Consider the following 22,801-nt stretch of genomic DNA (forward strand, 5'->3'; position numbering starts at 1 on the left):
TGGATCCATTATAACGAGGTTTTTTGATAAAAATACACAAAAACCCCGAATCATAGGGCTTTTTTTAAGTGTCCATGATTCGGGGTACAGTTCATTCCGGAAGGTTTCTTTTTATTTTGTAACTAATACTTTTTGATTTACAGGTGTTACAGGCTCTTCACCGTTTAATGCGGCTAAAATATTTCTTACTGCCATTTCAGCCATCGCATCACGCGTTTCGAATGTTGCATTTCCTACGTGAGGAGCTAGTACTACATTCTTTAATCCTTTTAGCTCTTCCGTAATTTTCGGTTCAAATTCAAACACGTCAAGAGCCGCCCCTTCAATTTCATTCGTTTTTAATGCATGAGCAAGTGCAAATTCATGCATAATTGGTCCACGTGAAGCATTTATAATATACGCTGTTTTCTTCATCATTTTGAACTGTTCCTCATCAATCATATGATGTAATTTCGGATTATACGCACAGTTAATTGTAATAAAGTCTGCTGTTTGTAATAATTCTTCCAATGTTACATATGTTGCTTCCAGTTCACTTTCAGCTTCAGGCTTTCGATTTGGTCCTGTATATAAAATATTCATTCCAAATGCTTTTGCACGCTTTGCAACTGCCTTTCCGATTTCTCCAAGGCCAATAATTCCAATTGTCTTACCGTGTACTTCGCGGCCTAAGAAAAACAACGGTGCCCATCCATTAAATCCAGTTGTACGACATAACGTATCACCTTCAGGAATTCTACGTGCAGCTGCTAAAAGAAGTGCAAATGTTAATTCAGCTGTCGCTTCCGTTGATACTTTCGGTGTATTCGTTACCGAAATCCCTTTTTCTCCAGCATACGTGTAATCAATATTATCGTAACCAGCACCATAGTTTGCAACGATCTTTAAATTAGGTGCCGCATCAATCACTTCTTTTGTCACCTTTGTAGAAAGTAAGCTTAACAATGCATCTTTATCTTTTACACGCTCTGTTAATTCATCTAAAGAAATTAACGCCTCTTTATCGTACATTTCTACATCATGATCCTTTAATAGTTCTAATCCGATTGCTGGAATTTTCCCTGCTACTAATATTTTTGCCACTACTAACACCTCTTCTACAGAAAATAAGATAGCTCTTATCTTTCATTGTAAGAAATCCACATATAAAAACCAAGGAATTTGATTATAGTTTTGAAAATCGACACTTTTCCATGAAAAAAGAGGAGATGCAAGTCTCCTCTCTTCTTATGCTTTCTCTTGTGATTCTTTTCCAAGCTTCACATCGATCGTTCCTTCTGCAACTGTATCACTAATTTGTTCCTCGATAACGGATTGAGAAGTAGCATTCGTTTCAGAAGTATACGCTTGTTGCTGTGCACCTTGTACATTTTGTTTATTTTGTTGTCTCGCCATTTCTTTACCCTCCTTTTTATTCTTTCTTATTTTGAACAAAAAGGTAGGTTTTCATCAAAAAATCATGATCATTTTAAAATTGTAACTTCTTCTTCAAACAATCGCATCGTTCTTACTCGTTTCGTAAATGTAGCTACATGCGAAATATCATGATTGCGTAACGTCTTTATATTCTCTTCCACATATTTTCCTAAATGATTCGGATAATGAGCATCTGAGGAAAGTGTAATCGGGACCCCGTGCTTAGCTAATACTTGTAAATATAGTGGACTCGGGCACATCTCGCGCACAGGGTATCGATAGTACAATCCCGCATTTATTTCCGTTGCCGTATTTGTTTCTACTAACGCACGCGCAATTTCCTTATAATAAGAAAGTTGTTCATTCTCATCTAGTCGGTAATTAAATACTTTTATGTTATCAAGATGAGCTATTATATCAAATAACTCAGAACGAACTGCACACTCCACCGTTTTGAAAAACGTATCATATAAAGCATATAAGTCATGTTCCTTAAAATATTCTTTCGTATCTGGATTATCAAATCCCCATCCATTTAAAAAATGAACAGAACCAATTACATAATCAAAATCTCCTAATGCGAGTAAAGATTGTAATTGTTGTTCACCACCAATAAAATAATCCGCTTCAATTCCAAGTTTAAGCGTAACACCTCTTTTACTCCACCGTTCTTTTGCCTCTTCAATTGCCTTTGTAAAATCATGTAGTGACGCTACCCTTACTTGGTCTAACCATTCCTTCTGTAAACGACCAAGCTTCGAATCACTAATATCGACATATCTTTCATAGTATTCTTTCGCTTCATAAAAACGGTATAAATGATCGACAATCCCAACTTCTTTTATACCTTTTCGCAAAGCTTCTTCTAAATATAAATCAATCCATTTCGTTGTAAATGGCCCTTCTTTCACACGCCTTTGCAGACGTTCTTGTGTTTTCACAAGCCATTCCATAGAATGTTTTTCTTCTTTAAGTGGTTCATAATGTTGCAGTGCTTCATTTATTTTAGCTAGCCATCCTATTGAATACGGCCCTTCTTCTAAATGAATGTGATAATCCACTTTCATACATATTCCCCCTTATAATGTATCTATTTCTCTTCTGTCCCCTAATCTCGAAAGCTTCCCATTTCTTTCTGTTACTTCCTCCATAATATCTTCTAATGATATATTTTTTTCGGCTAATAAAACGAAGCAGTGATACAATACATCAACCATTTCTTTCACTAACTCTTCTTTATCATTATTTTTAGATGCGATAATTACTTCCGTACATTCCTCACCAATTTTCTTTAAAATTTTATCTTCTCCTTTTGAAAACAAGTAATTTGTATATGATTCAGGAAGTGGATTTCTCTTTCGTTCTTCAATTGTTCCAAATAGTAATGTAAAGGCGTTTTCCATATGTATCCCCCTAAATAATTTTGTAATGAAAACATGTCTTCTCTCCCGTATGACAAGCAGGTCCCACTTGCTTTACGACGACAACAATTGAATCTTGATCACAATCTAAATAAAGAGATTGCACAGATTGGATATGTCCTGATGTTTCTCCTTTATTCCATAACGACCTTCTTGAACGAGAATAAAACCATGTTCTTTTCGTCTCTAGCGTTTTTTCATATGCTTCTTCATTCATATAAGCTAGCATTAAAACTTCTTTTGTACCTTCTTCAATTACGACTGCTGGTAGTAGTCCTTTTGAAAAGTTAGGTTTCATAACCGCACCTCAACGTTTCCATTTTTTAATTTTCTCTTTACGTCCTGCACTGTCGCCTCACCGTAATGAAAGATGGATGCAGCTAAAGCTGCATCAACTGTTGTCTTTTGAAAAACTTCTATAATATGATCAGCATGACCACATCCGCCTGACGCAATGACTGGTACGGAAACACTTTTTGAAATTTCTTCTGTTAAACGAAGGTCATATCCGTTTTTCGTTCCATCTGCATCCATACTCGTTAACAAAATTTCACCTGCTCCTAGCTCGGTAACACGCTTTGCCCACCAGATTGCATCCATTCCTGTATCAACTCTTCCGCCGTTCACATATACATTCCACTTACCTTCTGCTACTTTTCTAGCATCAATTGCGACGACGATACATTGTGAGCCAAAGTGTTCTGCCCCTTCTTTGATTAGCTTCGGATTTCGCACTGCTGCTGAGTTAATTGAAACTTTATCTGCTCCAGCTCTTAGTAAATTGTACATATCTTTAACACTTGAAATCCCCCCGCCAACTGTAAGAGGAATAAATACTTTTGAAGCTGTTTTTTCTACAACATCTATAATCGTTTTTCGTCCTTCATGCGTTGCCGTAATATCTAAAAATACTATTTCATCTGCTCCCGCCTCGTTATATAAAGCGGCTATTTCAACAGGATCACCGACGTCTTGTAATCCTATAAAATTTACACCTTTTACGACTCGCCCTTCTTTCACATCTAGACAAGGAATAATTCGTTTCGCTAACATGACTTTGTTACCTCTAACACTTCTTCTAAATCAATCGTTTTCTCGTAAAGGGCCTTACCAATTATGACGCCGTATATATTCATATCATTTAATTTCTTCACATCTTGAATAGATGCCACTCCTCCAGAAGCAATAAGGCGAATAGAAACGCTTTTTTGTAGTAACTCCAATTGCTCTACATTCGGCCCTGAAAGTGTCCCGTCTTTCGAAATGTCTGTAAACACAATCGTTTGAACACCTACATTCTCCATTTGCTTCGCTAAATCAATGTAAGAAATTTCAGACATATCAAGCCAACCTCTCGTTGCTACGAAACCATTTTTCGCATCAATACCAACAATGATTTTCTCTTTATATAGAAGAACTGCTTCTTCTAAAAACGCCTTATCATAAAGAGCGGCTGTTCCTAAAATCACTTTGTCTACCCCTACTGACAATAGCTTCTCTACCGCTATAAGTGATCGAATTCCTCCTCCAACTTGCACTTGAATTCGTACTGCCTTACAAATTCTTTCAATGACAGACAAGTTTAACGACTCGCCAGCAACTGCACCATCTAAATCAACAATGTGTAGTGTTTTCGCTCCCAATTTTTCAAATATAATTGCTTGTGCAACCGGATTTTCATTCATTACTGTTTCTTTACTAAACTCGCCTTGATAAAGTCTAACGCATCGACCTTCTTTTAAATCGATAGCTGGGAAGATTTCCATGCTTCTACCACTCCTTTGAAATTTTTCAACATTTGCATTCCTATGTCACCACTTTTTTCAGGATGAAACTGTGCGCCATATATACTTCCTTTTGCTACAAAACCAGGTACGTTCACTCCATATTCACTTATTCCATACACAATTTCATTTGGACAATCTGCGTAATAAGAATGGACATAATATACGAAAGAACCATCCTCTACTCCATTCCAAAGTGCTATTTCTCCCTCTTTCTTTAACTCATTCCATCCCATATGTGGAATCTTATAAGGAACCTTTAACTTTCGAATAACACCTGGCAATAAACTTAATCCGTTACAGTCTTGTAGTTCCTCACTTTTTTCAAATAATAGCTGCATTCCTAAGCAAATGCCTAGAAGCGGTTTTCCTGACCGCCCGACTTCTTTTAACACACTCACTAAATCTTTTTCTTCCAATACATCCATCGCTTTTGGAAATGCACCTACTCCTGGTAAAATCACTCCATCACTTCTAAAAATCTCTTCTTTTTCACTCGTTACGATGTAATCTGCTCCAATATATTTTAATGCTTGTTCTACACTACGAATATTTCCCATTCCATAATCTATAATAGCAATCAATTACAACATCCCTTTCGTTGAATTTACACCAGTAATGTTGGCATTTCTTTCGACTGCTTCTCTAAGCGCTCTACCAAATGCTTTAAACAATGCTTCAATTTTGTGATGTGTATTGCTTCCATATAAAATGCGAGCATGTAATGTAATATTGGCAGCATGAGCAACTGCTCTAAAAAACTCTTCCGTTAGTTCTGTATCAAAATCCCCTAGCTTCGGATTCGTTAATTCTCCTTGAAATACAATATACGAGCGTCCACTTATATCAATTGCAACAAAGCCTAAAGACTCATCCATCGGTACATATGCTGCGCCGTACCTGTTAATCCCCTCTTTACTTTGCAATGCTTCTTTCAAACAATTTCCGAGTACAATTCCAACATCTTCAACTGTATGATGCGCATCAACAAATACATCGCCTTCCGCCTCCACTTGCAAACCGAATCTTCCATGCCTTGCAAATAAAGTTAGCATATGATCAAAAAATCCAACTCCCGTTTGTACAGAAACGCTCTTTCCTTCATCAAGCTGCAAACTTAATTTTATTTTTGTTTCTGTCGTCTCACGTATTTGACTAGACTCACGCATTATTCTTCCTCCCCAAATCTTATTTGAATTGCTCTCGCATGCGCATGTAACCCTTCTTTATTGGCAAGTTCTACAATATGATGTTGTACATCTTTTAACGCTTCCTCCGTATAAAACAGAAAGCTTGATTTTTTCACGAAATCATCGACTGATAACGGCGAGAAAAATCTTGCCGTTCCACTTGTCGGTAACACGTGATTCGGTCCTGCTAAATAATCACCGAGCGGTTCTGGTGCATATGGTCCAAGAAAAATAGATCCTGCATGTTTCACATAAGCTAGAGCATTCATCGGTTCTTTTATATGTAACTCTAAATGTTCCGGGGCGATTTCATTCGATAATTGTAGTGCCTCATCTAAAGAAGGAACGATAAAAACAGCTCCATTTCTATTCATCGATTCACGTGCAATTTCGCTTCTTGGTAATGTTTCCAACTGTCTTTCTATCTCTTTTTCTACTTCTTTTGCTAACTCTATATTCGTTGTAATACAAATTGCTGTTGCTCTCTCGTCATGTTCTGCTTGTGACAGTAAATCAGCAGCGATATATTTTGCATTACCGGTTTCATCAGCAATAACTACTATTTCTGACGGTCCAGCAATCATATCAATATTTACTATTCCGTATACTTCTCGTTTCGCTAGAGCGACGTACAAATTTCCTGGTCCAACTATTTTATCCACTTTCGGAATCGATTCCGTCCCATACGCTAAAGCAGCAATTGCTTGCGCACCACCTATCGTATAAATTTCATCTACTCCTGCAAGGCTTGCAGCAACTAAAATATGTGGATCAATCCCTCCTTCTCTCGGCGGTGTTACCATTACAATCTTTTTCACACCAGCGAGTTTTGCTGGCAATACATTCATTAATACTGACGAAGGATATGAAGCAGTTCCGCCCGGCACGTATACTCCTACATTCTCTAATGGCCGAATGATTTGTCCTCTAATGATGCCTTCACTCTCGCAATCGAATATGGATTGCCTTTTTTGCTTTTCATGATACGAAATAATATTTTTCTGCGCCTCTTGTAACGCTTCTAAAAATGAATTCTCGACAAACATACTCGCTTGTTTTATTTCTTCTTCACTTACGCGAAATTCTTTAACCTTTACACCATCAAACTTTTTTGTATAAAAAGATAGGGCCTCATCCCTACTTTCCCTTACATTTTGAACGATTTCACTTACACTTCTTTGAACAGTTTCTTCTATTATATTAGCGTTTTCTCGTAGCAATTTTATTTTCGATAACGCCTCTTTGAAATCTTCATAAACGATTTCCATTTTAATCCCCCTATTTTCCTGATAAAATTTCTTGTTCCATCATATTTATAATACTGAATATTTCGTCTTTTTTAGTTTTTAATGCAGCCTTATTTACAATCATTCGAGCGGATATAGAACACATTTCTTCAAATACAATGAGCCCGTTTTCTTGTAATGTTTTTCCTGTTTCAACAATATCAACAATCGCATCTGCCAATCCAAGAATAGGCGCAATTTCTACCGAACCTTCTATTTTTATAATTTCTACATCTTCTCCTTTATCATGAAAATAGTTAGAAGTAATATGTGGATATTTCGTCGCAATACGTTTCTTCCGGTAGCTCTTCGCGTTATAAGTAGGAATAGAAGCAACACAAAACTTACACACACCTACTCCTAAATCCAACATTTCATAAATATCTTTCTCGTTTTCCATTAAAACATCTTTTCCAACGACTCCAATATCAGCTACTCCATGTTCCACATAAGTAGCAACATCTACTGCTTTCACTAAAATAAATGAGATATCTGTATTTTTACTTTGAAAGACAAGCTTTCTTCCTTTATTTTTGAGTTCTGAACAATCAATTCCAATTTGCTCAAAGAGCGGAATCACATGTTTTTCTAATCTTCCTTTCGTTAACGCAATTTGAATGTTACGCATGAAGTTTCTCCTTCTTTCTGGACTACCCATTTTTCTTTCCACACATATTCCACTAATGATTCATTCTTTGCCTCAACGACCGTTCCGATTTGATTTTTTCTTGCAAATTGAAAGGTGTCATTTACATTAGAGAATAAAGATAGCTCTACTTTTTTTCCGTCCTTTTGAAGTAAACTTCGTAATCGTTCCGCTTCTGCTAATCTATTTAACTCATAATGAATGATAATATCTATTCTCTTTCGTTCATATGGCTCTTGTTGCTCTTGTAGTGCCTTCACAATTTGATTGACTTGCACCGCGAGTCCAACAGCCGGCAACATTTCTCCAAAATTTCCAATTAGCTCATCATATCTTCCGCCACTAACAATTTCTTCCCCAATTTCATATATATACCCTTTGAAAATAACACCTGTATAATAATCCAAATGTTGAATCATACCTAAATCAATTGATATGTAAGATCCATAGCCTAGTTTTTCAATCGCTTCATATATTTCTTTCACTCTTGCAATAGCCATTTTCATTTCATTACTTGAGGCAAGTTTTTCTGCCTCCTCAATCACTTCTAAATTCCCAAAAAGCCTTGGTAATTTCTCCAGTAATCTGACTGTTTCATCACATCGATCTAATTTCTTTTCTCTAATAAAATTTGATAGCGCAGCATAATTTTTACTTTCAATATACGTTCTAAGTACTTTCTCTTCTTCCTCATGAATAGAGAGCTTTTTTACAATACATTTATATAACTGCACTTGCCCAATCTCTATTGTAAAAGATTGTACTTTCAACTTTTGAAGTGATTGAATAACGCTTATGACACATTCAATTTCCGCTCTTACATTATCAATCCCGATAATTTCAATACCACTTTGTACAATCTCATTATATTTTCCAGTAAGAGACTCATTCGCTCGAAATACATTCCCGCTATACGTTACTTTAAGTGGCGTATCACATCTCTGCGTTCCAATCACTCTCGCTAAAGGAATTGTCATATCTGGACGCAAGACGATAATCCGTCCCTTTTCATCAAAAAATTTATACATCTTTTCTTCATCTATCGGTCTATTTTGAAAGGCAAACACATCATAAAATTCAATTGTAGGTGTCCTTATTTCTTCATAACCTCTCTCTAAAAAAGTACGCCTTAATTTTTGCTCCACTTCTTCAATTAACGTACATTCTTCGAATAAATAATCTCTCGTTCCATTTGGGTTTGCACGCTTCCATTTTGTCATCTAAATTCTCACACCTTTCCCTTTCTAATGTATGCCTATTTCATTCACCTAAACCGAAAATAAAAAGAGCCTTGTAGACAAAATACCTACAAGGCTCTTTAGTAGAGTGTAGGTACAACGGGAATAACCCTTGTGCCTACACGTTTTCACGCTAGGTTCAAGGGCTTTATGTATGATGATGTAGTTGTGTAAGCATTTTAATAGATTGCATTGTTTTCATAATACTTACTCCCTTTCTCCTCTGATTTTTACATAGTATATAATACTTAATTCTGAATGTAAATACATTTTGAACATTCCGTTATTTCTTAATATAAAGCTACTTTCCTTTCATATTCTACAATTTCTTGTTCATATTGCATCGTAATACTAATTTCGTCTAGACCATTTAATAATTTCTCTTTCCACATTTTCTCGATTGTAAAATGAAGCCTGTGCGTACTCGTTGTAATGACTTCATTCTCTAAATCTACTTCTATTTGTTCTCTCGCATCCGTTTTGGCAAGTTGTTCGCGCATTTCTTTATCCATTACAATTGGTAACATACCATTTTTCATACAATTCATATAAAAAATATCTGCAAACCCGCCAGCGACAATAACGCGAAAACCATAATCAGCAAGCGCCCAAGGTGCATGTTCTCTTGAAGAACCACATCCAAAATTATCACCTGTAATTAATATACTCGCTCCTTTTCTTTCGTGTGCATTAAGTGGGAAATTAGGGTTTTCTTGTCGTTCATTATCATAACGCCACTCATCAAATAAATATTTTCCAAATCCCGTCCTTTCAATTCTCTTTAAATATTGCTTCGGAATAATTTGATCTGTATCAATGTTATCATTCATCAGTACTGCGGCAGTACCTTTATGAATACGAAATGGCTCCATCATAACTCTCCTTTCTAGTATCAACAAAATGACCATATAACGCAGCTGCTGCCGCCATTGCTGGGCTAACCAAATGTGTTCGCGCTCCTTTTCCTTGTCTTCCTTCAAAATTACGGTTTGAAGTGGAAGCACAATGTTCTCCTTCAGGTACTTGATCTGGATTCATTCCAAGACACATTGAACATCCAGGTTCTCTCCATTCAAATCCTGCTTCTTCAAAGATGTGATGTAGTCCTTTTTGCATCGCAGCTTCTCTTACTCTTTTCGATCCAGGCACAACGAGTGCTCGCACACCTTCTTTTACCTTTCTCCCTTTCACAACAGATGCAGCAATTTCTAAATCAGAGAGCCTGGAATTTGTACAAGATCCAATAAAAACATGCTGAACTGGAATGTCATACGTACTTTGTCCAGGGCTTAATCCCATATAAGAAAATGCTCTTTCGTCATTTGCATCATGCTTTTCTGGCAATTTTTCATCAATACGAACACCCATACTCGGGTTTGTTCCCCACGTAACGTACGGTGCTAAATCCGTCACATCTATCAAAATATGTAAATCATACATTGCATCTACATCTGTATAAAGTTCAGACCATTTTTTCTCGAAAGTTTCATAGTCTTTCGGTGCATATTTACGCCCTTTTACGTAAGTAAATGTTTTTTCATCTGGTGCTATAATGCCAGCCTTCGCTCCTCCTTCAATTGCCATATTACAAAGCGTCATTCTCTCTTCCATCTCCATAGCTCCAATTGTCTCTCCGTAAAATTCCATTACGTATCCAGTTCCAACTGCTACACCGTACTTTGAAAGGAGATGCAAAATAATATCTTTTGCGTAAACACCTTTCTGTAATTTCCCTTTTAACTCAATGCCCATCGCTTTCGGTTTACGTTGCCATAACGTTTGCGTTGCCAATACATGTTCCACTTCACTCGTACCAATGCCGAATGCTAGCGCACCAAACGCACCGTGCGTTGCTGTATGACTATCACCACAAACAATTATTTTTCCTGGCTGCGTGAGCCCTAGTTCTGGTCCGATAACATGAACGATCCCTTGCTCTTCATCTCCGATATCCGCTAATGGCACCTGAAATTGTTTACAATTTTCCCGAATTGTATCTAGTTGCTGCTTCGCAATGCGATCGGTAATATTCCAAACATCTTTCGTTGGGATATTATGATCCATCGTTGCGAATGTTAAATCTGGTCTGCGGACCGTTCGATTTGTAAGCCGCAAGCCTTCAAAGGCTTGCGGTGACGTTACTTCATGAACAAGGTGCAGATCGATATATAATAAATCCAATCCATTTTCGTTTGTCGTAACTACGTGTCTTTCCCAAAGTTTATCTAGTAACCTTTTCCCCATTATCTCCCTCTCCCTACTAGCGCTTGCTCTTCCATTTCTTGCATAACTGCCTTCGTAAATGAAGTTGTCGTTTCAGTCCCGCCGATATCAGCTGTACATTTTCCTGATTTAAGGACTGCTGAAATTGCTTCTTCAATTGCACACCCTTCTCTCGTTAATCCGAACGATTGCCCCAGCATCATCGCAACAGAGCGCATCATCGCAATTGGATTCGCCTTATTTTTCCCGGCAATATCTGGCGCTGATCCGTGAATAGGCTCATATAATGAAGGTCCCTTTTCCGCGTGACTTGCTGATGGAAGCATTCCTAATGATCCAGCTAATACCGAAGCTTCGTCGCTCAAAATATCTCCAAATAAATTTTCCGTTACAATTACATCAAACCGTCCTGGATTCCGAATTAACTCCATCGCAGCGGCATCTACTAAAATATGTTCTAGTTCAACGTCTGGATAACGAAGTGCTACTTCTTCTGTCACATTTCTCCATAGTTTACTAGACTCTAAAACATTCGCCTTATCAATCGATGTTACTTTTTTCTTCCGCTTACTTGCTAGTTGAAAGGCATAGGAAACGATACGTTCAATTTCATGACGATGATACGTAAGTGTATCTGTTGCTACTTCGTCCGTTCGTTCTTTCGGATAAGAAAAATAAATCCCACCTGTTAACTCACGAACGACAACGAAATCAATTTCATCAGCCTTTTTTAATGGCGATAAATGTGCCGTTGCGCTTTCTACTGTTACAGGGCGAACATTCGCAAATACACCAAGCCCTTTTCTTAAAGCTAATAATCCTTTTTCCGGTCTTTCTTTCGCACCATCCCACCTTGGTCCACCAACCGCTCCTAGTAATACCGCATCACTTGTTAAACAGGCGGCAAGCGTCCGTTGTGGTAATGGTTGCCCATTTAAATCGATAGCACTCCCGCCAAAGTACTCATCTTGCAAATGAAAACGATGCCCATATAGCCTCTCTACCATATGCAATACTTCCTTCGCACTTTCCATAACTTCTGGGCCAACACCATCACCAGCTAAACAAACGATACGTTTTTCCAATTTCAACACTCCTTTTAACTGAATTTTCAGAACTTTAATTAGATAGATGAGAAATGCTTCTCTCACCTATCTAAAACTTATTTCACAAGCTGGATAAAAGATTTCAATTTCCCCGCTGCATGGACATATGCTCTCGCCGACGCTTCCAATACGTCTTGCGCGACACCAAAACCTGATACTTGATGCGTCCCTTCTTTTAATTCAACATGTACATGAGCCAGTGCATCTTGACCTTGTGTAATAGATTGTATGCGATAATCTGCCAATTCACATTCTAATCCTAAAATTCTTTGGATTGCATTGTAAATCGCTTCAATACTACCAGAACCAGTAGCTGCATCTTCGTATACATTTCCTTCCTCATCTTTTAGTACAACTGTCGCGCATTGTGTACTATTTGATACGAAGTGTACTTGCAGTTGCGTAATGTTATATTGCTGAGCCGCAAATGCTGCTTCCCCAATCATAAGCGCACGTAAATCTTCCTCCGTAATTTCCTTCTTACGATCAGCTAATTTTTTAAACGCTTCAAACACCGCATCTCTTTCTTCCTTCGTAAATTCATAGCCAAGCTCTTTCATTTTTTCTGTAAACGCGTGACGGCCAGAATGTTTTCCAAGTACAAATAAGTTTTGAGATTCGCCTACTAGCTCCGGTTCAATAATTTCATATGTTGTCACTTCTTTTAGAACACCGTCTTGATGTATTCCTGACTCATGAGCGAACGCATTCGCTCCAACGATCGCTTTATTTTTCGGTACAACCATACCTGTTAATCTACTTACTAATGTACTTGTCGCTTTAATTTCTTTTAGCGTCATAGAAGACTCTGCTTTATAGAAATCTTTTCTAATATGAAGAGCAACTGCAACCTCTTCTAACGCTGCATTCCCTGCTCTTTCTCCAATCCCATTAATTGTTCCTTCTACTTGCAACGCTCCTCCTTCAACTGCAGCTAATGAATTGGCTACAGCCATCCCGAGATCATCGTGACAATGACAAGAGAAAATTGCTTTTTCATATGAAGGAACGGATTCTTGTAAGTATTTAAAAAGAGAATAATATTCTTCTGGATTCGTATATCCAACTGTATCTGGAATATTAATTACATTCGCTCCTGCACGAATTGCAACTTCAACTGCTTCAGCTAAAAAATTTCTTGCTGTTCTTGTCGCATCTTCTGCAGAAAATTGTACTGTCGGAAATAATGATTTCCCGAGTGTAACCGAGCGGTGAATACTATCTAATACATCTTCTTTTGACATACAAAGTTTATATTTCATATGAATATCACTCGTAGCTAAAAATACGTGTAAACGAGGGGATACAGCACCTTTCACCGCTTCATATGCTCTTCGAATATCACTTTCTTTCGCTCTAGCTAAACTCATAACTGTAGCATTTTGAATCGTATTTGCGATGCGTTTTACCGATTGAAAATCCCCTTCGGAAGCTGCTGCAAATCCAGCTTCCATGACATTAATACCTAGTCTCTCTAATTGCCTTGCGATTTGCAATTTCTCTTGTTCATTTAAATTTACTCCTGGTGATTGTTCGCCATCACGTAGCGTCGTATCCATGAACAAAATCTGCTTCATATTACTTAACCCCTGCCTTTACTCGCGGTTGTACGAAAGGCATCATTTCACGTAATTTACGTCCAACTACTTCAATTTCATGTTCATTTTCTTTCTCATTTGTCGCATGGAAATTTGGTTTTCCTGCTTTATGCTCTGCAATCCAGCCTCTTGCAAATGTACCATCTTGAATCTCTGCTAGCACTGCACCCATCGCTTTCTTCGTATCTTCCGTTACAACGCGTGGTCCTGATACGAAATCACCCCACTGCGCTGTATCTGAAACTGAGTATCTCATATTTTCAAGTCCACCTTCATACATAAGGTCAACGATTAGTTTTAGTTCATGTAAACATTCAAAATATGCAAGTTCTGGCTGATATCCGGCATCAACTAACGTTTCAAATCCAGCTTTTACTAGCGCAGTTACTCCGCCGCAAAGTACAGCTTGCTCTCCAAATAAATCTGTTTCCGTTTCTTCTTTAAATGTCGTTTCTAGTACACCAGCTCTCGTCGCTCCAATTCCATCAGCATAAGAAAGTGCCTTTTCAGTCGCAACTCCTGTTGCATCTTGATATACTGCAAATAATGCAGGAACAGCTCCGCCTTCCGCAAATGTACGGCGCACAAGATGACCTGGACCTTTTGGTGCTACTAAAAATACATCTACATTCACTGGTGGTTTCACTTGATCAAAGTGAACATTAAATCCGTGTGCAAAAACGAGAGAATTTCCTGCCTTTAAATTTGGCGCAATTTCCGCTTCATATACTTCTGGCTGCAGTTCATCCGGTAGTAAAATCATTACTACATCAGCCTGCTTTGCCGCTTCTACTACTGTATATACAGAAAATCCATCTTCTTTCGCTTTATCCCAAGACTTCCCTTTTCTTAAACCTACTACTACATCAAATCCGTTATCACGTAAATTTTGCGCATGCGCATGACCTTGCGAGCCGTATCCGATGATTGCTACTTTCTTTTCTTTTAATACATTTACCGTTACATCTTTCTCATAATAAACTTTTGCCATTTTCATTTCCCCCTATATTTAAATGATTATTGAATTAACATCACTTGTTTATCTTGCTTCTTCATACTGCGTGTAAATGCTGTTACACCTGTTCTAGCGATTTCTTTCAAACCGTATGGACGAAGTAATTCAATTAATGCCTCTACTTTCTCCTGCGTACCTGTTACTTGCACAACTATGGAATCCTTCCCAACATCTATTACAGTGGCTCGAAACGGCTCAATTAAACTATATAATTCTGCTCTTGCTACTGATGTTGCTACTTTAATAAGTGCAAGTTCTCTTGCGATCATCGCTTCTTCTGTAATATCTGATACTTTCAGAACATCAATTTGCTTATGAAGTTGTTTAATTAACTGTTCCACTTGCTGTTCATTTTCAACGTGTACAACAATCGTCATCCGCGATATGTCCGATGATTCCGTATGACCTACTGAAATACTTTCAATATTAAAATGTCTTCGTGTCATAACACCCGTAATTCGGTTTAACACACCACTTTGATTTCGAACTGTCGCTGTAACAATTCTCTTCACCTTTTTTCCACTCCCTCCATTTGGTGAACACCTTTCCCTGGCGCAACCATCGGCATTACCTTTTCTGATTGAAGTACACGGCAATCAATTACGACTGGTTCTTGTAATTCAATCGCCTGCTGTATTTGCTTCTTTGCAAGAAGTGGATCATCTATACGAACTCCTTTTATGCCATACGCATTCGCAAGAGCTACGAAATCTGGTTGACACGACAGTAAAGAGTGCGAGTATCTTTGATTATAAAATTCATCTTGCCATTGTCTTACCATTCCTAAAGCTTCATTATTTAAGATAAATACTTTAACAGGCAATGAGTGTTCTTTTAACACACTTAATTCTTGCAAGGTCATTTGAAATCCAGCGTCACCTACAATTGCAATAACTAGTTCCTCAGGCTTTGCAATTTGCGCACCAATTGCTGCTGGAAATCCGAAGCCCATCGTTCCTAATCCTCCTGAAGTTACCCATTTATCAGGAGTTTTGAGCGGATAATATTGGGCTGCCCACATTTGATGTTGCCCAACATCTGTTGTTACAATCGCTTCTCCTTTCGTAATTTCATATAACATATCAATTGCGTATTGAGGCTTAATACTTTCCGAATTTCGTTTATAAGAGAATGGATACTTTTCTTTTCTACTCTTTAGTAAAGAGATCCATTCATGATGATTTTCTTTCTTTCCTTCTGGTTGAAGTAATACTTCCAAAGCTCGCTTAGCACTTGCAACAATAGGAATTTCAGTCGGCACATTTTTTCCGATTTCGGCTGGATCAATATCGATATGCGCAACAGTCGCCTTTTTAGCAAAATAAGCTAAATTCCCAGTAAGACGATCGTCGAATCTTGCACCTATATTAATAAGTAAGTCGCATTCATATAACGCCATATTGGCTGTGTAAGAACCGTGCATTCCTCCCATCCCTAGAAAAAGTTCATCATCTGGCGGAAACCCACCAAGACCAAGTAATGTATGCACAACAGGAATTTCATATTTACGCGCAAAACTTGTTAACTCTTTTGATGCTTTCGCATGTAATACACCTGCTCCAGCTAAAATTAACGGCTTATTTGCAGTACGAATTGCTTGTAATAATTTGTTTATTTGGAGTAAATTCGGTTCATAATTTGGGTTGTATCCTGGTAAATCCATTTGTACGTCATTACATCGTTCTCCTTGCTCTACTACCATATCTTTCGGAAGGTCAATAACGACTGGGCCTGGTCTTCCTGTTCTAGCAATATGAAATGCTTCTTTAATAATTCGAGGTAAATCTGAAGCCTTTCGCACTTGATAGTTATGTTTTGTCACTGGCATCGTAAGCCCCATAATATCCGCTTCTTGGAAAGCATCACTTCCAATTAATGTCGTTGCTACTTGCCCTGTAAATACAACAAGTGGTAATGAATCAATCATCGCATCTGCTAGACCCGTAATAACATTTGTAGCACCTGGCCCACTCGTTGCAATGACAACCCCTGGATTGCCAGTAATTCTGGCATACCCTTCCGCGGCGTGAATAGCTCCTTGCTCATGCCTTGTTAAAATATGCGGAATTTCACAGTCATAGAGTGCATCATAAAGAGGTAAAACAGCACCACCAGGATAACCGAAAATTACTTCTACTCCTTCCTTTTCTAACGCTTCTAACAATAGCTGTGCACCAGTTGCCAGTTTCTCTTCCGTTTTTGAAGACATTGTTCTTATAAGCCCCCTTTTTGAAAACTTTTATCAATAAAAAAAATCCTACGTCCACACTCCAGCTATGTGCTGAAGGGACGAAAGATTTCGCGGTACCACCCTTCTTCGCAAGAATACTCTTGCCTCAGTGACCCATAAATGAGTCTAGCTAATAACGGAGCTACCGTCTAAGCCTAGACAAATGCTTCAGCTTAGCACTCAAGGGCGATGTTCGTCGACGTGAACCATCGGTTTTCAGCAACCACCGACTCTCTGTGAGGCTTCACAATCAACTACTCCTCCCTCTCAACGCTTTCTTATTGTTATAAAGAGTTGTTATCCAACTTTATTTTCTTCGTAAATCTTCTCTCCATCTTCTACAACTAACTTTCGGAATTCTTCCAATAAACGATTCGTATGTGGACCCGTTTGCCCTAAACCAATCGTTCTACCATCTACTGTCGTAACAGCAATTACTTCAGCTGCTGTTCCTGTTAAAAATACTTCATCAGCTACATATACATCATGTCTTGTGAATAACTCTTCTCTAACGTCATATCCAAGTTTTTCACCAATTTCTAAAATAGCGTTTCGTGTAATACCTTCTAACGCTCCAGCAGAACTTGGTGGTGTAATTAATTTATTTCCTTTTACAATAAACACGTTATCCCCTGAGCCTTCAGCTACATATCCTTGATCATTTAACATAAGCGCTTCTTGTACTCCAGCCAATTTTGCTTCGATGCGAACTAAAATATTGTTTAAGTAATTTAAAGATTTTACTTGAGGCGACAATACATCTGGACGGTTTCGGCGCGTTGCAACTGTTACAACTGGAATCCCTTTTTCATAATATTCTTGCGGGAATAAAGATAGTTGCTCTGCAATTACTACTACATTCGGTTTCTTACAAGAATCCGGATCTAACCCAAGATTTCCTGCTCCTCTCGATACAACTAGGCGAATGTATCCATTAGATAATTTATTTTGTCGAATCGTCTCAACAACAATATTCGTTACTTCATCTAAAGAATATGGAATTTCTAACATGATGGATTTTGCTGATTCATATAACCGGACAAGATGCTCTCTCAAACGGAAAACATTACCGCTATAAACTCGAATCCCTTCAAATACTCCATCTCCATATAAATAACCATGATCATATACTGAAACTTTTGCCTCGTCTTTTGGAACAAATTCTCCATTTAAGAAAATCCATTGCTCGTTCACTGGAAAGCGCCTCCTATGTTCTATGAATTTTTTATTGTTTCCTAGTTTACTCTCCTTTCTAAATAAATCAAGTTAATTTTTAGAAAATTTATAATTTTTAATCGTACGTACATCTTTGATTATATTGATTTAACAGCATTGTTAACGTTTACAAAAAGTCAAAAAATTTTTTTCGCCAATTTTCACTAAAAAAATATTTGTTTAAAAGAAGGATTTTCATCAATTGATACGAATCTATTGTATTCAATAAACGGACGTCCGTTTTTATAAATTCGGGAATATACAACGACTTTTGCTGAAAAAGGGGGAAAATAATAAAAATAACGCTGTCTAAAAATAACATTCATATTTTTCATTTCGGAATCATAATTCTATTTTTAAAAAACAATTTGTCAAAATGAAGGAGGAAATCAATATGGCGTGTGTACAAATTAAAGGAACGAGACAAGAGGTAGTAGAAATGCTTCAACTATTTGACCTAATGGATACGAAAGGTTTTTGTAAATTCGATAACTATGTAGAGGTAGAACCAAATAATAAAGAACATAATAACTTTATTGCTTCAATCGATATCCATTCAAATACTTCTTCCGCTCAAGATACTTTAAACGATCAATTCGTAAGTCAAATGCTTACTGGTGTATATAACGACTAAATAAAGTGATACTTTAATCAAACTATCCGTAAATAGAAGATAAATATATGCTTCCTACCATCTTTGCATAAATATATGCGATGTACTTGAGCATACTAGCAACTAGATGGTAGGAGGTGAGAATTATGGCTAGAATCGGCGTTGAAAACTCATTAACAGATGTTCAGCAAGCTCTTCAGCAACAAGGACATGAAGTTGTTATCCTTAACTCCGAGCAGGATGCACAAGGATGCGATTGTTGTGTTGTAACTGGGCAAGATTCCAATATGATGGGGATTGCAGATGCATCAATTAAAGGATCGGTAATTACAGCTCACGGTTTAACAACAGATGATATTTGTCAGCAAGTTGAGAGCCGCACTTAAATTTCATCTATAAAAAGAAAGAGGACTCCTTTTGAAAAGGAGTCCTCTTTTTTATATTCACCTAACGGGAAAGTAACATATATACTGGATGAAAGCCCTACCTCTCTCTCATCATTACGGTTCCACTGACCGCTCCTTGATTCACTAGTATACATATAAAGCTTACAAGCACAATTTATAGGGTTTGTTCACAAAAGTTGTTAGTAAAATTACCCGATCTTTCGCAAACTTTTCGTATTGTATTCATAAGAGTTATTTACTTTATACTAGCTGTAACCGAGACACGAATTAAAATTTTAACACCAATACAATAAATTGTCAACTTTTTTTACAAATTAAAAACAGACAGTAACGGTTTGTCTGTTTTAGAATGGGGCTTTTTCTTTTATTACATATACAACAAAGCCGCTTACTAACATACATAAGCCAACTACTAAGTTTTTGATATTAATCATAAATTCCTCTCCCTTATTCCACACATCATATATATTTAAAGTTCAATTATTCCGATCATCCTAAAGCGCACTTTTTCTAATATATCATAATTCCTAAAAAATGCAAGTTCACTTTTGACGATTATTTACAAATTTATCCACAGTGCTTGGTACAGTATTTAAAGCCTTCTCAATTAAATGTGTACTACTATTGAGGTGCAACACTTGCACACCGTTAGAACCAACTACTAAAAAAGCAACTGGGCTAATCGAAACCCCAGCCCCGCTCCCGCCTCCAAATGGATGACTTTGCTTGTGCTCTTTATGCTGCCCTTGTCCATTATTATGTTTTTCAGAAATAAAATCACCTTTAAAGTCACTTCCGCCAGCTCCAAAACCGAAGGCCACTTGTGATACTGTTAATACTACATTTCCATCAGCTGTTGAAACTGGGCTGCCCACAATTGTATTTACATCTACCATCTCTTTTAAATTTGTCATTGCTGTTTTCATTAAATTTTCAATTGGATGTTCCATTATGTATTGCACCCTTTCCTCATTATTCTTTTTTATACTTTCCAAAATAGAGGAAGTCATACTAACTTTTCCTATTTCAAAAAAACAATTTCCACCTTTTAAATGGATATTACTCCCTGTACATACTCGGATAAAAAGGAAAAAGAGATACATACTACTATTGAACCTTGTTATGAAAGGAGTCATGACTTTGACTGAGAAATTTGATGAGTATAAAAAAAGAGATAGAATAGATAGTGATTATAGTGACTATAAAGAAGAGTATGCAGCTGAAGTTGCACCACAGCGCATTGATTATGATTACGATGAGAAGGATCATACAGGTGAGGTAAGATCCTCCGCCGCTGGATCAACTGCTGGCTTTATCGCTCTTGCCTTATCTATCTTATCACTCTTTACCTTCCCAACATTATTTGGTCTTGTTTCTGTATTACTAGGTATTTACGCTTATAATCGCGGAGCTACTGTAACTGGTGGTATCGCTGCGATCGTCGGCGGAATTGCAGCACTCATTGCAATTTTATTCCGAGTAGCACTTGTTGGATTATTGTTCTCCCTTTTTTAAAAAGAAAAAGGTATCTCGCTTATGCGGGATACCTTATCCTGTAAATACATCTTCCGATGGATATTTAATTTTTTGTTTTGCTGGTCGCGCTAAAGAAAAGACAAGTGTTAACGGACCAATTAATCCGCAAAACATAACAAACATAATAATACATTTTCCAAACGCTGATAACTTTGCAGTAATCCCCATCGTTAATCCTACTGTACCAAATGCTGAAATTGTTTCAAATAATAACTGAATAAAACTAAAGTCTTCTGTAAGCATTAATACAAATACCGCTGCAAAAATGAGTATTTGACTGGCAACAGCAATCGCTAACGCCCTCGTTACTGTCGACATTTTTATTGTGCGCTGAAATAATACGATTTCCTCTTTCTTTCTAAAGAAAGAAAGGACAGATGTAACTAAAATAACAAACGTTGTTAATTTAATCCCTCCACCTGTTGATACACTTCCTGCACCAATAAACATTAAAACCATCGTAAATAATATAGATGATTCTTCCATTCCCCCGTAGTCAACTGTATTAAATCCAGCAGTACGAGGAGTAATACCTTGGAAGAAAGAAGCCCATAACTTTTCATTTAAAGGTAAATTCCCTAACGTCTTCACATTATTATATTCCAATACGAAAATCACAACCATCGCTATCACATTTAGCGCTACTGTTCCAACAATCATGATTTTGGAATGAAGTGATAATTTTCGAAAGCTACGGCTATACCATATATCAATTAATACAGTAAAACCGAGGCCACCTATTACGATTAAAGAACAAATCCCAATATTAATAATAGGATCTCCTACATACCTTGTTAAATTATCCGGCCATAGAGCAAATCCAGCATTATTATAAGATGCAATAACGTGAAAAATACTATAGTATACACCTTTTCCAAAGCCAAACTCTGGAATAAAGCGAAACGATAAAAAGATGACTCCAATAAGCTCAATACAAATTGAAAATATAAAGACACGTTTTACTAATTTTACGAGACCACCTATATTTGTCTGATTAAATGCCTCTCCAATTAATAAGCGATGGCGTAATCCGATTTTTTTTCCTAATACCCAAACAATTAAAATGGCAATTGTCATAAGACCTAGACCGCCTGTTTGAATTAAAAACATAATTACAATTTCGCCAAACATCGTAAACGTACTTGCAGTATCTACTACTCCCAATCCCGTTACAGTTGCTGCTGACGTTGCCGTAAAGAAAGCATCTACCCAACTAATATGTACTTTCGTTGCAAATGGTAACTTTAATAACAAACCGCCAACCACAATTAAGCAGAAAAAACCTAATGCTAATATTTGTGGTGGATTTAATCGTATAAAACGATTATACAGACCTTGTCTTTTTGTTACTTCCATTTCACTAACTCCCTTTTCCCCTTATAAATAAAAGCTTATAAGAAACTTTAGACACCGGGATAAACCTTATATTCTTATAATATAGTTGAGCATAATCCTTTTTTTCCTAGTTTTCAACTTTTATTTATACTCGGACTTCATTTCATTTATGACAAGACACTTTCTATTATATTTTTTCTTACTCTACAACTCTTGTAATAATCATTTTATATGTATCGCTTCTCAAATTCTCATATCTTTCACTCTATGTTCACATGAGGGTCACATCTACCTTTTATAGTATATGTATCGGAGCTGTTCCTCCCTAATTTATAAGACATTCCCCAGTGTCTTGAACAGCTTTCCATCCCTAATTAAATTGACATAAATTGTCCCCTTCCTTTGGCCATCATTTGTGATGGTCTTATTTTTTGTTTACTCTACCATTTATTTAAAACTTCCTCTCTCTTTCACTCTATGTTCACATAGGGGTCACATCCACCTTTTATAGTATATGTATCGAAGTTGTTCCTCCCTAATTT

At 37.1% G+C, this 22,801-nt stretch carries 26 protein-coding genes and 1 other annotated feature; of the genes, 3 read left to right on the forward strand and 23 right to left on the reverse strand.

The window, feature by feature from the left end; translation table 11 throughout:
- Nucleotides 1-111: 111 nt before the first annotated feature.
- From ACUXEY_RS27190 to ilvE, 20 genes are all read right to left on the reverse strand, one after another.
- The gene (locus tag ACUXEY_RS27190; protein ID WP_461302012.1) at nucleotides 112-1,083 is read right to left on the reverse strand and encodes an NAD(P)-dependent oxidoreductase; all 972 of its coding nucleotides are present in this window, start codon (nucleotides 1,081-1,083) and stop codon (nucleotides 112-114) included.
- Nucleotides 1,084-1,227: 144 nt separating this feature from the next.
- Nucleotides 1,228-1,395 carry a YozQ family protein gene (locus ACUXEY_RS27195; RefSeq protein WP_144613827.1) on the reverse strand — a complete coding sequence of 56 codons (168 nt, stop codon included), beginning with the start codon at nucleotides 1,393-1,395 and terminating at the stop codon, nucleotides 1,228-1,230.
- A gap of 68 nt (nucleotides 1,396-1,463) precedes the next feature.
- Nucleotides 1,464-2,483, reverse strand: a complete 1,020-nt coding sequence (locus ACUXEY_RS27200) for a histidinol phosphate phosphatase domain-containing protein (RefSeq protein ID WP_461302013.1) — start codon at nucleotides 2,481-2,483, stop codon at nucleotides 1,464-1,466.
- A gap of 12 nt (nucleotides 2,484-2,495) precedes the next feature.
- Nucleotides 2,496-2,819 carry a phosphoribosyl-ATP pyrophosphatase gene (hisI, locus tag ACUXEY_RS27205; protein ID WP_166705387.1) on the reverse strand — a complete coding sequence of 108 codons (324 nt, stop codon included), beginning with the start codon at nucleotides 2,817-2,819 and terminating at the stop codon, nucleotides 2,496-2,498.
- Nucleotides 2,820-2,829: 10 nt separating this feature from the next.
- On the reverse strand, nucleotides 2,830-3,135 hold the full coding sequence (hisI, locus tag ACUXEY_RS27210) for a phosphoribosyl-AMP cyclohydrolase (RefSeq protein WP_087958058.1): 306 nt from the start codon (nucleotides 3,133-3,135) through the stop codon (nucleotides 2,830-2,832).
- Nucleotides 3,132-3,890, reverse strand: coding sequence for an imidazoleglycerol phosphate synthase cyclase subunit (hisF, locus tag ACUXEY_RS27215; RefSeq protein WP_429603280.1), 759 nt, complete (start codon nucleotides 3,888-3,890; stop codon nucleotides 3,132-3,134). Before hisF ends, hisI (ACUXEY_RS27210) begins: the two co-directional genes overlap by 4 nt.
- Nucleotides 3,884-4,603, reverse strand: coding sequence for a 1-(5-phosphoribosyl)-5-[(5-phosphoribosylamino)methylideneamino]imidazole-4-carboxamide isomerase (hisA, locus tag ACUXEY_RS27220; protein ID WP_429603281.1), 720 nt, complete (start codon nucleotides 4,601-4,603; stop codon nucleotides 3,884-3,886). The genes hisF and hisA overlap by 7 nt, the downstream gene beginning before the upstream one ends.
- A complete protein-coding gene (gene hisH / locus ACUXEY_RS27225; protein WP_166705384.1) occupies nucleotides 4,576-5,205 on the reverse strand; it encodes an imidazole glycerol phosphate synthase subunit HisH in 630 nt (209 codons plus the stop codon). Before hisH ends, hisA begins: the two co-directional genes overlap by 28 nt.
- Nucleotides 5,206-5,790 (reverse strand): imidazoleglycerol-phosphate dehydratase HisB, encoded by a 585-nt coding sequence (gene hisB / locus ACUXEY_RS27230; protein WP_166705383.1) that lies wholly within the window; start codon nucleotides 5,788-5,790, stop codon nucleotides 5,206-5,208.
- Complete coding sequence (hisD, locus tag ACUXEY_RS27235; protein WP_429603282.1) at nucleotides 5,790-7,079, reverse strand: histidinol dehydrogenase; 1,290 nt, start codon at nucleotides 7,077-7,079, stop codon at nucleotides 5,790-5,792. The genes hisB and hisD overlap by 1 nt, the downstream gene beginning before the upstream one ends.
- A 10-nt stretch (nucleotides 7,080-7,089) precedes the next feature.
- Entirely contained in the window at nucleotides 7,090-7,725 is a 636-nt protein-coding gene (gene hisG / locus ACUXEY_RS27240) for an ATP phosphoribosyltransferase (protein ID WP_048526868.1), read from the reverse strand.
- The gene (hisZ, locus tag ACUXEY_RS27245; RefSeq protein WP_429603283.1) at nucleotides 7,701-8,963 is read right to left on the reverse strand and encodes an ATP phosphoribosyltransferase regulatory subunit; all 1,263 of its coding nucleotides are present in this window, start codon (nucleotides 8,961-8,963) and stop codon (nucleotides 7,701-7,703) included. The genes hisG and hisZ overlap by 25 nt, the downstream gene beginning before the upstream one ends.
- A 308-nt stretch (nucleotides 8,964-9,271) precedes the next feature.
- Nucleotides 9,272-9,853, reverse strand: coding sequence for a 3-isopropylmalate dehydratase small subunit (leuD, locus tag ACUXEY_RS27250; protein WP_166705380.1), 582 nt, complete (start codon nucleotides 9,851-9,853; stop codon nucleotides 9,272-9,274).
- Entirely contained in the window at nucleotides 9,831-11,225 is a 1,395-nt protein-coding gene (gene leuC / locus ACUXEY_RS27255; RefSeq protein WP_461302014.1) for a 3-isopropylmalate dehydratase large subunit, read from the reverse strand. Before leuC ends, leuD begins: the two co-directional genes overlap by 23 nt.
- The gene (gene leuB / locus ACUXEY_RS27260; RefSeq protein ID WP_461302015.1) at nucleotides 11,225-12,289 is read right to left on the reverse strand and encodes a 3-isopropylmalate dehydrogenase; all 1,065 of its coding nucleotides are present in this window, start codon (nucleotides 12,287-12,289) and stop codon (nucleotides 11,225-11,227) included. The genes leuC and leuB overlap by 1 nt, the downstream gene beginning before the upstream one ends.
- Nucleotides 12,290-12,366: 77 nt before the next feature.
- Nucleotides 12,367-13,887, reverse strand: coding sequence for a 2-isopropylmalate synthase (leuA, locus tag ACUXEY_RS27265; protein ID WP_461302016.1), 1,521 nt, complete (start codon nucleotides 13,885-13,887; stop codon nucleotides 12,367-12,369).
- A 1-nt stretch (nucleotide 13,888) separates the two neighbouring features.
- Nucleotides 13,889-14,899, reverse strand: coding sequence for a ketol-acid reductoisomerase (gene ilvC / locus ACUXEY_RS27270; RefSeq protein ID WP_461302017.1), 1,011 nt, complete (start codon nucleotides 14,897-14,899; stop codon nucleotides 13,889-13,891).
- Between the two features lie 26 nt (nucleotides 14,900-14,925).
- Nucleotides 14,926-15,435 (reverse strand): acetolactate synthase small subunit, encoded by a 510-nt coding sequence (ilvN, locus tag ACUXEY_RS27275; protein WP_000822949.1) that lies wholly within the window; start codon nucleotides 15,433-15,435, stop codon nucleotides 14,926-14,928.
- Nucleotides 15,432-17,132 carry an acetolactate synthase large subunit gene (gene ilvB / locus ACUXEY_RS27280; protein ID WP_461302018.1) on the reverse strand — a complete coding sequence of 567 codons (1,701 nt, stop codon included), beginning with the start codon at nucleotides 17,130-17,132 and terminating at the stop codon, nucleotides 15,432-15,434. Before ilvB ends, ilvN begins: the two co-directional genes overlap by 4 nt.
- Nucleotides 17,133-17,205: 73 nt before the next feature.
- Nucleotides 17,206-17,433 (reverse strand) — a binding site (T-box leader).
- A gap of 17 nt (nucleotides 17,434-17,450) precedes the next feature.
- Nucleotides 17,451-18,347, reverse strand: a complete 897-nt coding sequence (gene ilvE / locus ACUXEY_RS27285; RefSeq protein WP_048544941.1) for a branched-chain-amino-acid transaminase — start codon at nucleotides 18,345-18,347, stop codon at nucleotides 17,451-17,453.
- A gap of 415 nt (nucleotides 18,348-18,762) precedes the next feature.
- Here ilvE and ACUXEY_RS27290 point away from each other — a divergent pair, with 415 nt between their 5' ends.
- Both ACUXEY_RS27290 and ACUXEY_RS27295 read left to right on the forward strand, forming a co-directional pair.
- Entirely contained in the window at nucleotides 18,763-19,002 is a 240-nt protein-coding gene (locus tag ACUXEY_RS27290) for a DUF3911 family protein (protein ID WP_000752504.1), read from the forward strand.
- A gap of 125 nt (nucleotides 19,003-19,127) precedes the next feature.
- Nucleotides 19,128-19,367 carry a YkuS family protein gene (locus ACUXEY_RS27295; RefSeq protein ID WP_166705373.1) on the forward strand — a complete coding sequence of 80 codons (240 nt, stop codon included), beginning with the start codon at nucleotides 19,128-19,130 and terminating at the stop codon, nucleotides 19,365-19,367.
- A gap of 365 nt (nucleotides 19,368-19,732) precedes the next feature.
- On the opposite strand, the gene ACUXEY_RS27300 is transcribed toward ACUXEY_RS27295, so the two are convergent.
- Nucleotides 19,733-19,822 (reverse strand): hypothetical protein, encoded by a 90-nt coding sequence (locus ACUXEY_RS27300; RefSeq protein ID WP_000608225.1) that lies wholly within the window; start codon nucleotides 19,820-19,822, stop codon nucleotides 19,733-19,735.
- Between the two features lie 108 nt (nucleotides 19,823-19,930).
- Entirely contained in the window at nucleotides 19,931-20,398 is a 468-nt protein-coding gene (gene ytfJ / locus ACUXEY_RS27305; protein WP_078419312.1) for a GerW family sporulation protein, read from the reverse strand.
- A 112-nt stretch (nucleotides 20,399-20,510) separates the two neighbouring features.
- Here ytfJ and ACUXEY_RS27310 point away from each other — a divergent pair, with 112 nt between their 5' ends.
- Nucleotides 20,511-20,903 (forward strand): imidazole glycerol phosphate synthase, encoded by a 393-nt coding sequence (locus ACUXEY_RS27310; protein WP_166705399.1) that lies wholly within the window; start codon nucleotides 20,511-20,513, stop codon nucleotides 20,901-20,903.
- Between the two features lie 33 nt (nucleotides 20,904-20,936).
- Here the strand turns inward: ACUXEY_RS27310 and ACUXEY_RS27315 are convergent, their stop codons facing one another.
- A complete protein-coding gene (locus tag ACUXEY_RS27315) occupies nucleotides 20,937-22,280 on the reverse strand; it encodes a TrkH family potassium uptake protein (protein ID WP_166705372.1) in 1,344 nt (447 codons plus the stop codon).
- Between the last annotated feature and the right edge of the window lie 521 nt (nucleotides 22,281-22,801).

Source organism: Bacillus sp. F9_6S_D1_P_5 (assembly GCF_054823925.1).

What these genes read in the sequence shown, in the direction of transcription:
- ACUXEY_RS27195 (WP_144613827.1), bottom strand. Translation starts at nt 1,395, where the DNA reads ATGGCGAGACAACAAAATAAACAAAATGTACAAGGTGCACAGCAACAA.
- ACUXEY_RS27200 (WP_461302013.1), bottom strand. Translation starts at nt 2,483, where the DNA reads ATGAAAGTGGATTATCACATTCATTTAGAAGAAGGGCCGTATTCAATA.
- hisI (WP_166705387.1), bottom strand. Translation starts at nt 2,819, where the DNA reads ATGGAAAACGCCTTTACATTACTATTTGGAACAATTGAAGAACGAAAG.
- hisI (WP_087958058.1), bottom strand. Translation starts at nt 3,135, where the DNA reads ATGAAACCTAACTTTTCAAAAGGACTACTACCAGCAGTCGTAATTGAA.
- hisF (WP_429603280.1), bottom strand. Translation starts at nt 3,890, where the DNA reads ATGTTAGCGAAACGAATTATTCCTTGTCTAGATGTGAAAGAAGGGCGA.
- hisA (WP_429603281.1), bottom strand. Translation starts at nt 4,603, where the DNA reads ATGGAAATCTTCCCAGCTATCGATTTAAAAGAAGGTCGATGCGTTAGA.
- hisB (WP_166705383.1), bottom strand. Translation starts at nt 5,790, where the DNA reads ATGCGTGAGTCTAGTCAAATACGTGAGACGACAGAAACAAAAATAAAA.
- hisD (WP_429603282.1), bottom strand. Translation starts at nt 7,079, where the DNA reads ATGGAAATCGTTTATGAAGATTTCAAAGAGGCGTTATCGAAAATAAAA.
- hisG (WP_048526868.1), bottom strand. Translation starts at nt 7,725, where the DNA reads ATGCGTAACATTCAAATTGCGTTAACGAAAGGAAGATTAGAAAAACAT.
- hisZ (WP_429603283.1), bottom strand. Translation starts at nt 8,963, where the DNA reads ATGACAAAATGGAAGCGTGCAAACCCAAATGGAACGAGAGATTATTTA.
- leuD (WP_166705380.1), bottom strand. Translation starts at nt 9,853, where the DNA reads ATGGAGCCATTTCGTATTCATAAAGGTACTGCCGCAGTACTGATGAAT.
- leuC (WP_461302014.1), bottom strand. Translation starts at nt 11,225, where the DNA reads ATGGGGAAAAGGTTACTAGATAAACTTTGGGAAAGACACGTAGTTACG.
- leuA (WP_461302016.1), bottom strand. Translation starts at nt 13,887, where the DNA reads ATGAAGCAGATTTTGTTCATGGATACGACGCTACGTGATGGCGAACAA.
- ilvC (WP_461302017.1), bottom strand. Translation starts at nt 14,899, where the DNA reads ATGGCAAAAGTTTATTATGAGAAAGATGTAACGGTAAATGTATTAAAA.
- ilvB (WP_461302018.1), bottom strand. Translation starts at nt 17,132, where the DNA reads ATGTCTTCAAAAACGGAAGAGAAACTGGCAACTGGTGCACAGCTATTG.
- ACUXEY_RS27290 (WP_000752504.1), top strand. Translation starts at nt 18,763, where the DNA reads ATGGCGTGTGTACAAATTAAAGGAACGAGACAAGAGGTAGTAGAAATG.
- ACUXEY_RS27295 (WP_166705373.1), top strand. Translation starts at nt 19,128, where the DNA reads ATGGCTAGAATCGGCGTTGAAAACTCATTAACAGATGTTCAGCAAGCT.
- ACUXEY_RS27300 (WP_000608225.1), bottom strand. Translation starts at nt 19,822, where the DNA reads ATGATTAATATCAAAAACTTAGTAGTTGGCTTATGTATGTTAGTAAGC.
- ytfJ (WP_078419312.1), bottom strand. Translation starts at nt 20,398, where the DNA reads ATGACTTCCTCTATTTTGGAAAGTATAAAAAAGAATAATGAGGAAAGG.
- ACUXEY_RS27310 (WP_166705399.1), top strand. Translation starts at nt 20,511, where the DNA reads ATGAAAGGAGTCATGACTTTGACTGAGAAATTTGATGAGTATAAAAAA.
- ACUXEY_RS27315 (WP_166705372.1), bottom strand. Translation starts at nt 22,280, where the DNA reads ATGGAAGTAACAAAAAGACAAGGTCTGTATAATCGTTTTATACGATTA.